This window comes from Nocardia sp. BSTN01, assembly GCF_015354405.1.
Taxonomy (GTDB): Bacteria; Actinomycetota; Actinomycetes; order Mycobacteriales; family Mycobacteriaceae; genus Nocardia.
Genome location: NZ_JADKYP010000038.1, coordinates 41,560 through 54,775 on the forward strand (window position 1 = coordinate 41,560; position 13,216 = coordinate 54,775).

1 protein-coding gene (cut by a window edge) is annotated in these 13,216 nt (G+C 70.4%); it reads right to left on the minus strand.

Translation table 11 applies throughout. The features are described 5' to 3' along the window. Positions 1–12,982 carry the 5' portion of a non-ribosomal peptide synthase/polyketide synthase gene (locus IRT45_RS25385; RefSeq protein ID WP_309241151.1) on the minus strand. 4,673 nt of this gene lie to the left of the window's left edge, so only the first 12,982 of its 17,655 coding nucleotides appear in the window; the start codon lies at positions 12,980–12,982; the stop codon falls past the left edge of the window. Between the last annotated feature and the right edge of the window lie 234 nt (positions 12,983–13,216).

Sequence of the window (13,216 nt, forward strand, 5' to 3'; positions counted from 1 at the left end):
CGGGGTAGACCGTACGCAGCGACTCGTGCCGTGCCACCACATCGTGCAGCGCCGCGCCGAGCGCCTGCCGGTCCAGGTCGCCGGACAGGCGCAGCGCCAGCGGAATGTTGTAGGCGGCCGAGGTCCGGTCGAACCGGTTGAGGAACCACATCCGCTGCTGGGCGGGCGAGAGCGGCAGCCGGGCCGGACGCTCACCGGCGACCAGGGCGGGCCGCGCGCCGCCGGACAGCGCCGCCACCGCGAGGTCGGCGACCCGCGGACTCTCGAACAGCATGCGCACCGGGACGCTCACACCGAGCGCCGCGCCGATGCGGGCGACGGCCTTGGCCGCCGAGAGCGAGCTACCGCCGAGAGCGAAGAAGTCGTCGTCGGCACCCACCGCGCGCTCGGTATCGATATCGCCGAGCACCTCGGTGAACACATCGGCCACGATCTGCTCGGCGGCGCTCGCCGGCCGGCGGTACCCCACCGTCTCGAACACCGGCGCCGGCAGGGCACGCACATCGAGTTTTCCGTTGACGGTCAACGGAATCCGATCGACCGCGACCACGGCGGCGGGAACCATGTGCTCGGGCAGCCGCTCGGCCACCGTGCGGCGCACCGACAGCACGTCGAGGCCGGCGCCGACCACATACCCGACGATCCGGGTTTCGGCTCCGTCGTCCGCGCGCACCACGACCGCGGCCTGGGCGACCGAATCCACCGCCAGCAGGGCGGCCTCGATCTCGCCGAGTTCCACCCGGAAGCCGCGCAGGTTCACCTGATGGTCGGCGCGACCCAGATATTCGAGGTCACCGGTCGCGGTCCACCGCGCCAGGTCGCCGGAGCGGTAGGCGAGCGAGCCCGCCGTCCCGTAGGGGTCGGCCACGAATCGCCCGGCGGTCAGTCCGGGCCGCCGCAGATATCCGCGGGCGAGCTGTCCGCCGGAGACGTAGATCTCGCCCGGCACGCCCACCGGGACCGGCCGCAGCCGCGAATCGAGCAGTCGCACGGTCAAACCCGCCAGGGCGCCACCGATCACGCCGGCCGTGCCGGTGCGCGCCTCGATCGGCCGGAACGACACGTGCACCGTCGTCTCGGTGATGCCGTACATGTTGATCAACCGCGGTGTGCGCGGATAACGCGCGAGCCAGTCCCGCAGCCGCGCCGGCTCCAGCGCTTCGCCGCCGAAGATCACGAAGCGCAGCCGATAGTCGGCCGGAGCTTCGGCCAGATCCGCGCTCATCAGCTGGTAGAACGCCGAAGGGGTCTGGTTGAGGACCGTCACGCCCTCGTCGATCAGCAGATCCCGGAACTGCTGCGGCGACCGGGAGGTGAAGTAATCGACGACGACGATCCGCCCGCCGTGCAGCAGCGCGCCCCACAGCTCCCACACCGAGAAGTCGAAGGCGTAGGAGTGGAACAGCGTCCACACGTCGGAGCGGTCGAAGTCGAATCGGTTACGGGTATTGTCCAGCAGCCGAATCACATTGGCGTGCGGCACCTGCACGCCCTTGGGACGGCCGGTGGAACCGGAGGTGTAGATGACGTAGGCGGTGTTGTCCGGGCGCAGCGGCGAGCGGCGGTCGGCATCCGTGACCGGCGCGGTGTCCAGCTCCTGCCAGGACACGGTGTCCAGGTCGATCACCGGGCCGTCGAACCAGCGCCGGGCCGCACCGTCCGCATCGGTGATCGCGCACACCGGCCGGGCGTCGGCGAGGATGTACTCGATCCGGTCGGCGGGGTAATCCGGATCGATCGGCAGATAACCGGCGCCGGATTCGACGACCGCGAGCAATGCGACGATCAGCTCCGCCGAACGCGGAAGCGCGACGGCCACCAGCGTTTCCGGACCCGCACCAGCCGCGATCAGACGCCGGGCGAGGCCGTGGGCACGATCCTCGAGTTCGCCGTAGGTGAGGGTGGCATCGCCGGCGCGCACCGCGACCGCCGTGCGGTCCGCGCGCGCGGCCGCCGCGAAACGCGCGGCGATGGTGGTCGTTTCGGCACGGTCGGCGCCGCTGACGGACCATTCGTACAGCGCGCGATGCTGTTCCTCGGCACTGAGCAACTGGATGTCGCCGACCACGACGGTGTGATCGTGGCTGACCGCGGCCAGCACCTGCTCGAAGCGGCGGGCCAGCTCCGCGATCGTCGACGCGTCGAAAAGATCGGCGGCATAGGTGATCTCGACCGACATCCCGCCCGCGCGGCCGTCCTCGTCGATGGACTCGACCAGTGTGAACTGCAGGTCGAACGCGACCGCTGCCGCGTCGACCGCCTCCGGCGTGACATGCAGTCCCGGCAGCTCGACCTCGGGCAGGGTGAAGTTCTGGAAGGTCAGCGCCACCTGGAACAGCGGATGGCGGCTCGCGGTGCGAGCCGGCGCCAGCATCTCCACCACCTGCTCGAACGGCACGTCGACCTGGGACAGGGCCGAAATATCCTGTGCGCGAGTGGTATCGAGCACCGTGTGGAAGTGGTCGCGACTGTCGATCTCGCTGCGCAACACGATGGTGTTGACGAACATGCCGACCATCGGGTCCAGCGCGGCCTCGCCGCGTCCCGCCACGGGGGTGCCGATCGCGATATCGGAGGTGCCCGACATGCGCGACAGCAGTACCGCCAGCGCGGCATGGACCGTGCTGAACAGGGTGGTCTCGTGTTTGCGGGCGAGTTCGCCCAGTTCGCTGTGCAGGTCGGAGTCGATCTGGAAGCGGTGGCTGCCGCCGCGATACGACGGCGTCGCCGGACGCGGACGGTCGGTGGGCAGGTCCAGCTGTTCCGGCAGCCCGGCCAAGCGGGTGCGCCAGAATTCACGCTGGCGGGACAGTTCGGATTCCGGATCGGCCGGATCACCGAGGACCTCCGCCTGCCACAGCGTGTAATCGCGGTACCGCACCGGCAGCGCCTGCCAGCCGGGTGCGTGCCCGGAGCGGCGCGCGGCGTAAGCGGTCGTCACATCGGCGGCCAGCGGGGCCAGTGACACGCCGTCGGCGCAGATGTGGTGCAGGACCAGCAGCAGTACGTGATGATCGCCGGACAGCGCGAAAAGCTCTGCGCGCAGGCCGGTTTCGGCGGTGAGGTCGAATTCGGTGGCGCAGATCCCGGCGATGCGCTCGGCCAGCGCCTGCTCGCTCACCGCGGCCACGCGCAACGCCGGGATCTGCGCCGCGGCGGGCTCGACGACCTGCACCGGTCCGTCCGCGGTATCGGGGTAGCGGGTGCGCAGCGTCTCGTGCCGCTCGACGACATCGGCCAGGGCCGCGTGCAGGGCGTCGACATCCAGATCTCCGCGCAACCGCAGCGCCAGCGGGATGACGTCGACCGCGGCCGCCGCCCGTTCGTCGGCGCGGTAGCGGTTGAGGAACCAGATCCGCCGCTGCGCCGCCGAGAGCGGCACCTGCTCCGGCAGGGTGCGCGCGGTCAGCGGGGCGCGTGCCCCGGTGCCGGCGCGCAGCTCGGCGCGCGCCGCCAGGCCGGCCACCGTGGTGGCCTCGAACAACAGGCGAACCGGCAGTTGGGTGTCCAGGGCGGCGCCGATGCGGGCCAGCACCTGGGTGGCGAGCAGCGAATTGCCGCCGAGGTCGAAGAAGTCGTCGTCACGGCCCACGCGCTCGGCGCCGAGCACCTCCGCGAACACCTCGGCGACCACGGCTTCGGCCGCCGTCGCCGGCGCGTGGTATTCGCGCACCTGCCAGACCGGATCGGGCAGGGCGCCACGGTCCAGCTTGCCGGAGCCGTTGAGCGGGAACGCGTCGAGGACGACGTACGCCGCCGGCAGCATATAGGCCGGAAGCCGGCGCGCCAGTGCGGCTTTCACCGCGTCGACATCGATGCCGGCGCCCTCGGCGGGCAGCAGGTAGGCGACCAGCCGGTCGCCGGTCTGCGGGTCGTGCCGGACGACGACCACGGCCTGAGCGATCTCGGGCACGGCGGTGAGCGCCGCTTCGATCTCACCCAGTTCGATGCGCAGACCGCGCACCTTGACCTGAAAGTCCGTGCGGCCCAGGTACTCCAGTTCACCGCGAGGATTCCACGCGACCAGGTCGCCGGTGCGGTAGAGCCGCTCCCCCGTGCCGAACGGATCGGCCACGAAACGTTCGGCGGTGATGTCGGGGCGGCCGACGTACCCTTCGGCCAGCTGCGCGCCGGCCAGGTACAGCTCACCGGCGACGCCGACCGGCACCGGACGCAACCGCCCGTCCAGCACGTACAGCCTCGTGTTGAACACCGGACGGCCGATCGGCACGGTCGCGGTGTCGCCGTCGACGACCTCGTGGTGAGTGACGTCGACCGCGGCCTCGGTCGGCCCGTAGAGGTTGTGCAGTCGCGCACCGGTGGCCGCCCGCACGCACCGCGCGACCTCCGCCGGCAGCGCCTCCCCGGAGGCGAACACCGTGCGCAGCGAACCCGGCCGCGCGTGCGCGAGGAACACCGCGAGCATCGAGGGCACGAAATGCGCCACCGAAACGTGTTCGGCGCGAATCACGCCGGCGAGGTAGGCGGGGTCGCGATGGCCGTCGGGCCGGGCGACCACGAGCCGGGCGCCGACCTGCAACGGCCAGAAGAACTCCCACACCGACACGTCGAAGGTCGCCGGAGTCTTCTGCAGGACGACATCGCCGGCGCCCAGTTCGTATTCCGACTGCATCCACACCAGCCGGTTCACGATCGCCCGGTGGCTCACCGCCACACCCTTGGGCCGGCCCGTCGACCCGGAGGTGAACAGGACATAGGCGGGATGGCCCGGCAGCAGCGGTCGCAGCCGGTCGGCGTCGGTGAGCGGCGCCGACGAGTAGTCACCGGTGTCGAACAGGTCGATATCGAGGACGGCGCAATGACTGACCAGACCGCTCGTATCGAGGTCGAGTCCGTCGGTGGAGCGGGTCAGGACGCACACCGGCCGCGCGGTGCGCAGCACGTCACCGGTGCGGTGGGCCGGATGGTCGGGATCGAGCGGTACGTAGGCCGCGCCCGCGGCGACCACCGCGTACAGGGCGACGACCAGGTCGTCGCTGCGGCGGATACCCAGTGCCACGGTGCGCCCGGGGCCGACGCCGATCGACACCAGCAGCCGCGCCAGCCGATTCACGCGCGCGGAGAAAGCGGCATAGGTCCATTCGGCGTCCTCGAAGCGCACGGCGACGGCATTCGGGCTGCGCCGCGCCTGGTCGGCGAACAGGTCGGCCAGCGTGGTCGCCGGCACCTCGTGCGCGGTGTCGTTCCACGTCACCAGGGTCTGTTCGCGTTCGGCGGCCGACATCGGTTCGATATCGCCGACCGGCCGTTCCGGCTGCGCGACCAGGGCTTCGAGTACCAGGCGGAACCGGCGCGCGAATCCCGCGATCGTGGGCTCGTCGAACAGGTCCGTCGCATATTCGAAGACCGCGGCCACACTGCCGTCGGCCCGTTCCTCGGCCGTCAGGTGCAGGTCGAATTTGGCTGTGCCGGAATCGAGTTCGAGCATCGTCGCGCGCAGGCCGGGCAGCCGTGGCGCGGCGGCGGCCTGGCGCAGATCCAGCATCACCTGGAACAGCGGATGCCGGGCCGCCGAGCGCATCGGATTCAGCACCTCGACCAGACGCTCGAAGGGGACGTCACGGTGCGCGAAGGCACGCAGGTCGCCGTCGCGCACGGTGTCGAGCAGTGCGCTGAACGAGGACTCGGGCGCGACGTCGGCGCGCAACACCAGCGTATTGACGAACATGCCGACCAGATCGTCGAGCGCTGCCTCACCCCGGCCGGCTATCGGCGTACCGATCGCGATATCGCGCTGCCCGGACAGTTTCGCCAGTACCACCGCGAAGGCGGCGTGCAGCGCCATGAAGAAGGTGGCGCCGGTCCGCTCGGCGTGGGTGCGCAGCGCGGAGACGGTCTCGGTGGGCAGCGTGAAGCGATACCGGGCGCCGCGACCCGTCGCCGTCGCCGGCCGCGGCCGATCGCCCGGCAGGGCCAGCACGTCGGGCAGGCCGGCCAGTTCGCCTGCCCAGAACCGGATCTGCTCGGCGATGGGCGAATTCGGATCGTCTTCGGAGCCCAGCACGGCCCGCTGCCACAGCGCGTAGTCGGCGTACTGCACCGGCAGCGGCAGCCACTGCGGTGCGCGACCGGACGTGCGCGCGGCATAGGCCTGCATCAGATCCCGCGTCAACGGCGCGATCGACCAGCCGTCCGCCGCGATATGGTGAATCGAGACGACGAGTACGTGCACGTCGGCGGCGCAGCGCAGCAGTGCTGTCCGGATCGGCGCCTGGTCGCGCACTGTGAAGGCGACGGCCGCCTCGGCCCGCAGACGCCGCGGCAATTCGTCCTCGTGCACCGGCTGCGGCGTCAGGTCGACCACCACGTCCGCCGGATCGAGCACGTCCTGGAAGGGCACCCCGTCGACGGCGGGATAGCGGGTTCGCAGGGCCTCGTGCCGGGCCAGCACATCGCGCACCGCCGCGGCGAGGGCGGTGATGTCCAGCGCCCCGTGCAGCCGGATGGCGGTGGTCAGATTGTCGACCGCGGATGCGGTGTCGAACTGGTTGCGGAACCACATCCGCTGCTGCGCGTAGGACAGCGGCAGCGATCGCGGCCGCGGACCGGCGATCAGGGCGCGGTGGCGGCGCGGAGCCGAGTCTCGCAGTCGCCGAGCGAGATTCGCGACGCCGGGGGTCTCGAACAGCAGGCGCACCGGAACCTCGCGGTCCAGCGCCTCGGCCAGCCGTGCCGAAACCTGGGTCGCCACCAGCGAATTGCCGCCGAGGGCGAAGAAGTCGTCGTCGAGTCCGACCTGTTCGACACCCAGGACGCCGGCGAAGACCGCCGCGACCGCCTTCTCCTCGGCGCTCTCCGGCGTCCGGAACCGTTGTGCGGCAAGCACGGGATCGGGCAGGGCCGCGCGATCGAGTTTGCCGGAGGCCGTGAGCGGCATGGCCGCCAGCGCGACATACGCGTTCGGCACCATATAGGAGGGCAGCCGATCCCGCAGACGGCTCTCGGCGAGGGTCTGCGGATCGCCGTCACATACGACATACGCCACCAGCAGATCCCCGGCCCGATGCCGGTACACCCGCACCGCGGCGGCGTCGATGCCCGGCGTCGCCAGCAGGGCCGCCTCGATCTCACCGAGTTCGATGCGCTGGCCCCGCACCTTCACCTGGAAGTCGCCGCGCCCCAGATATTCCAGCTCCCCGGTGCGGAGGCGGCGTACGAGATCACCGGTGCGGTACATGCGCGCGCCGGCGGGTCCGAACGGATCGGCCACGAATCGCTGGGCGGTCGCGCCGGTCCGCCCCTGGTAACCGCGGGCGATCTGCGCACCGGACAGGTACAGCTCGCCGATCACCAGATCGGGGACCGGCCGCAAATGCCGGTCGAGCACCAGAACACGGCTGTCGCGCACCGGTGTACCGATCGGCGCCGGGCCGGCGTGGTCGGGCGCGATCGGCGCGTGGGTGGCGTGCACGGTGAATTCCGTGGGCCCGTACAGATTGTGCACCGCGGCATCGCTCACCGCGGCGAACGCGCGCACCGCCGCACCGTTGAGCGCCTCCCCGGCGACGAGAACACAACGCAGCGTGCGGATATCGGCCGGCGCCACGGTGCTCGCGAAGGTCGCCAGCATCGACGGCACGAACGAGGTCATGGTCACGGCGTGCCGGGCGATGGTGTCCGCCAGATAAGCGGTGTCGCGGTGCCCGTCCGGGGCGGCCACCACGAGCCGCGCTCCGCTGGTCAACGGCGCGAACAGCTCCCATACCGAGACGTCGAAGGTGGCCGGGGTCTTGAACAGCACCACGTCCCGCTCGTCGATCCCGTACTCGCCGGTGATCCACGCGATCTGGTTGTCGAGCGAACCACGCTGGACGGCAACGCCTTTCGGCGTTCCAGTGGACCCGGAGGTGAATATGACGTACGCGGTGCCGGCCGAGCGCACGGGCGCGAGCCGGTCGGCGTCGGTGAGCGGGCGTTCGGACAGGTCGTCCGGTTCGAGCGCATCGATCGCGATCTGCCGGACGTCGAGATCGGGCGCGTCCCCGGCGGTCAGCATGCACACCGGCGCGGCGATCTCAGCCATCTGCCGCAGTCGGGCGGTCGGCTGATCCGGGTCGACCGGCACGTAGGCACCGCCGGCGGCGAGTACGGCGTAGGCGCCGATCACCAGCTCGGCGGACCGGCGCATACCCAGGACGACCAGCGATTCCGGGCCGACGCCCGCGCCGACGAGATGCCGCGCCAGGCGGTTGATCCGGGCCGACAGCTCGGCATAGGTGTAGTGCCGCTCGCCGTCGACCACGGCGAGCGCGCCGGGCCGCAGGAGCACCTGCCGCTCGAATGCGGTGAGCACGTCGGGGGCGGATCCCTCGGCGCCGCGACGGCCGGATTCGATCGCACGCCGCAGCTCGGCCGCATCGAGCAGTGGCAGCTGCCCCACCGCGCGGGTGGGCTCGGCGACCACATGGGCGAGCAGTTGCCGCCACCACCGCGCATACCCCGCGATGGTGTCCGGCTCGAAAAGATCTGTGGCGTAGGTGAACTCCGCCGTGATCCCCGCCGGTGCCGGACCTTCCCCGGGACCGGCACCGGCGAAGCTTTCGGTGACCGTCAGTTGAAGGTCGAACTTGGTCACCGCCGTGTCCAGGGTACTCGTCCGCACGGACAATCCGGGTAACTCGACGGCGATGTCCTGAGTGTCGGTCACACCCAGCATCACCTGGAACAACGGGTGCCGGGCCTGCGATCGGACCGGGTTGAGCGCCTCCACCAACTGTTCGAAGGGCAGATCGGCCTGGGCGAAGGCGCCCAGGTCCACCGCCCGGACCCGTTGCAGCAGAGCGGTGAACGGTTCGGCGGCCGCCACTCGGGTGCGCAGCACCAGCGTGTTGACGAACATGCCGATCAGATCGTCGAGTTCGCGGTGGCCGCGACCGGCGACCGGCGTGCCGATCACGATGTCCTCCCCACCCGAGACGCGCGCGAGCAGCGCGGCCAGCGCGCCGTGCAGCACCATGAAGGTCGAAACCCCCTGGGCGCGTGCTAGTTCGGCGATCGCGGTGTGCAGGTGCGCGGGAAGTTCCAAGCGGTAGGTGGCGCCCCGGCCGCCGGCCACCGCCGGCCGTGGCCGATCGGCGGGCAGGTCCAGCTGGTCGGGAATTCCCGCCAGCGTGTGCGACCAGTAGCCGAGCTGCTGGGCGGCCAGAGAATCGGGATCTTCGGAATCACCGAGCCGATCCCGTTGCCACAGCGCGTAATCGGCGTACTGCACCGTAGGCGGCGCCTCGACGGCGTCGACTCCCGACCGGCGCAGAGTGTAGGCCGCGGCCACATCCCGCGCCAGCACCGGCAGCGACAGTCCGTCCGCGGCGATGTGGTGCAGCACGATCGCCAACGCGACATCGTCTGCGGACTGCTCGAAAATCACCGCGCGCACAGGGATTTCGGCGGTCAGATCGAAGCCACGCGCGGCCAGCCGGGCCAGCTCGGCGTCGAGGCCCTCCGCGGCAACGGTTTCCACCGCGAAGGTTTCCGGACCTACCTGCTCGGCGGGAAGAATATGCTGCCGCGCCACGAGGTCGTCGTCCGCGGGAAAGACCGTGCGCAGCACCTCGTGCCGGGCCACCACATCGGCGAGGGCCGAGCGCAGGGCATCGATATGGACCGCACCGGTCATCCGGACCACGAACGGCATGTTGTAGCCGGCGCTGTCCTGCTCGAACCGGTTGAGGAACCAGATGCGCTGCTGCGCGGGCGAAAGCGGCAGCACCAGTGGACGCGGCCCCGCGACCGGACCGGCGCTCTCGTGCATGTCCTCGGTTTCGAAGGCGCGGTCGATCAACTCGGCCAGCGCCTCGACCGTGGTGGCCTCGAACAGTTCCCGCACGGTCAGCGCGCAGCCGAGATCGGCGTTCAGTCGCGCCGCGACCTGCGTCGCGACCAGCGAGTTACCACCCAGGGCGAAGAAGTCGTCATCGAGTCCGATGCGCTCACGGCCGAGCACCTCACCGAACACCTCGGCGACAGCACGCTCCGAGACCGACTGCGGCCGGCGGTAGCGTCCGGCGGTCCGCTCGGGCGCGGGCAGCGCGGCCCGATCGAGTTTGCCGGAGGCGTTGACCGGCAGCGACGCCAGCATCACGTAGGCCGCCGGCGCCATATAACCGGGCAATTCCCGCGCGGCCGCGCTGCGCACCCGCGCCACGTCGACCGCGCCGGCGGTGGTTTCGACCAGATAGGCGACCAGTTGCGCACCGGTCCCGGCATCGTCGCGCACCACGACCACCGCGCGCGCGACCCCGGGCACCGCGCCGAGCACCGCTTCGATCTCGCCGAGTTCGATCCGCAGTCCCCGCAGCTTGACCTGGAAATCGGTGCGGCCCAGATACTCGAGCTCACCGTCGGCCGTCCAGCGGACCAGATCCCCGGTGCGATACATCCGCGCCCCGGGGCCGGCCTCCGTCTCACTGTCCGCGAACGGATCGGCGACGAACCGTTCGGCGGTCAGCTCCGGCCTCCCGACGTAGCCCCGGGCGAGCTGAACCCCCGACAGATACAGCTCACCCGGAACACCGACGGGCACCGGCCGCAACCGTGCGTCGAGCACGTACAGCCGGGTGTTGAAGACCGGTGCGCCGATCGGCACACCGGTGGTATCGAGCGGACCTACCTGATGGGCGGTGACATCGACCGCCGCCTCGGTGGGACCGTACAGATTGTGCAGCCGCGCCCGCGGCGCGACCGCCAGTAGTCGCTGTGCCAGCGGCCCGGGCAACGCCTCACCCGATGCGAACACCGCCCGCAGCGAACCCAGCGCGGAGCTGTCGACCACGCCGCCGAGGAACGCAGCCAGCATCGAGGGCACGAAATGCGCGATGGTGACACCGAATTCGGCGATCACCGCACGCAGATAGGCCGGGTCCCGATGCCCGTCGGGCGTGGCCAGCACCAGGCTCGCGCCGGCCTGCAACGGCCAGAAGAACTCCCACACCGACACGTCGAAGGTGGCGGGGGTCTTCTGCAACACGACGTCGGCGGCGGTGAGCCGGTAGGCGCTCTGCATCCAGACCAGCCGGTTGACGATCGCGGCATGGGTGACCGCGACGCCCTTCGGCCGTCCGGTGGAGCCCGAGGTGAAGATGACGTACGCGGGATGCCGCGGCCGCAGCGGCGAGACGCGCTCGGCATCGGTGACCGGCCGATCGGACAGCGAAGACAGATCCAGTTCGTCGATATCGATCCATCGGGTGTCGCCGTCACCGTGATCGGCGACGGTGGTCAGCACACAGACCGGCTTCGCGGTCTCGAGCACGTACCCGATGCGTTCGGCGGGATGATCGGGGTCCAGCGGCACATACGCCGCACCGGCCGCCAGCACCGCGTACATCGCGACCACGAGCTCCGGTGAACGCCGAATATGCAGTGCCACCGTGGTTTCCGGCCCGGCGCCGCGCGCGATCAGGTGGCGCGCGAGCCGGTTGACCTCGGCCGCGAATCCGGCGTAGCCGAGGGTCCGCGCGCCGCGCAGCGCGACGGCGTCCGGGGTCCGCGCGACCTGTCGCTCGAACATCGACACCAGGGTCGCGTCGGCCCCCGCCAGCTCGGCGATATCCACCTCGGTGGCATTCCAGATCCGGAGGCTGACCTCGCGCTCCAGATCGGTGGTGACCGCCACCGACGACAGCGGCCGCTCGGGATCGAGGTCGACCAGCCGCTCGAGGAACCGGACGAAGCGCGCGTGATGGCGGGCGATGTCGTCGGCACCGTACAGATTCGGGTTGGCCTCGAAGTCCACATGCACCCGGTCACTGTCGCCGTAGTAGACATTGAGGCTCATATCCTCGACCGGCCCGGTGGAGAGCACGTGATAGCGGCCGACGGTATCGCCCAGGGTCAGATCGCTGCGGAACAGCATGATGTTGGCCAGCGGCCCGAACAGCGAGCGCCGGGTGGCCGGACCTTCCATTCCGGCGTCGCGGCGGATGTCCTCGTGCCGATAGCGCTGATGCCGCAAGGCCCCGGCGACCTCGATCCGGGTCTGCTGCAGCAACTGCGCCCAGGTGGCGTCACCGACCTGCAGTCGCAGCGGGACGATATTGGAGAGCATGCCGGCCGAGCGCCGCATCACGGCGGTCGTGCGAGCGGTGACCGGCAGGCTCAGCACCGCCTCGTCGCGTCCGGTCAGCCGGGCCAGATAGGCCGCGAAGGCAGCGAGCAGCACCACCGCGGCACTCGAATCATGCGCTGCCGCAAGGTCGTTCATCCGGGTGACGACCTTGTCCGGCAGGCGGCGGCCGTGCACCAGATTCCCGGCCGCACGGGGTGCGGTGCGGCCGTTGAGTGTGGTCGCGCCGTCCAGGTCGCGGACCCGCTCACCCCAGTACTGCCGGTCCGAGCCGAATCGGGTGCTGTCGCGGTAGCCGCGTTCGCCCTCCACCAGCGATTCGAGGCTGCCCGCCTTGGCCGGTTCGGGTTCGACGCCGCCCAACTCGGCGGTGTAGCGCTCGGCGACGCGCATGGTGTTGGTCAGGGCGCCGAATCCGTCGAGAACGATGTGGTGGGCGCGCAGATACCAGAACCATCGCCGCTCGCCGACCCGCAGCACGGCCCCGGCGAACAGCCGGTCCGTCAGCAGATCCACCGGCCGCGTGTAGTCCGCGCGCATCCAGTCGCGGGCGGCGGCGACCGGATCGGAGGCATCGCGCAGATCGACCGGCACGATGTCGACGGGAAGCCGCGGGTCCACGCACTGATACGGCTCGCCGTCGGTTTCGCCGAGCCGCACCACCGTGGACCCGAACTCCCGCGCCGCGTCGACCGAGACCTTTTGCAGGACTTCGACATCGAGGTCGCCGTGCACGTCGACGTACTGGGCGATATTGATGGGAGTCCCGGGGTCGAGCAGCTGGGCGTACCAGACTCCGAGCTGCGCCGGTGTCAACGGGAACGGCGACGGATCCGACGTGGTCTCGGCACCGTGACTGTCCCCCGGACCGAATCCGCTCAACTCCGAACCCTGCACCAGAGCCTCCTCGATTGACGAAATACCCAGCGTCCGAACGCTTTTCGGGCAGCACGAAATAAGCCCCGGGCACCGCGCGACGACGCGGACCTGGCTTTGCCACGGTTGGTTCGGCGAATACACCTCACGCGATCGCGAAGGTGTGAAAGAGCGAAATGGTTTGTGTCTCAGTAATTTCGGTGAACCGGTGCGGTCACCAACTCATCCTCGAACTCGACTTCCTCCAACATCGCG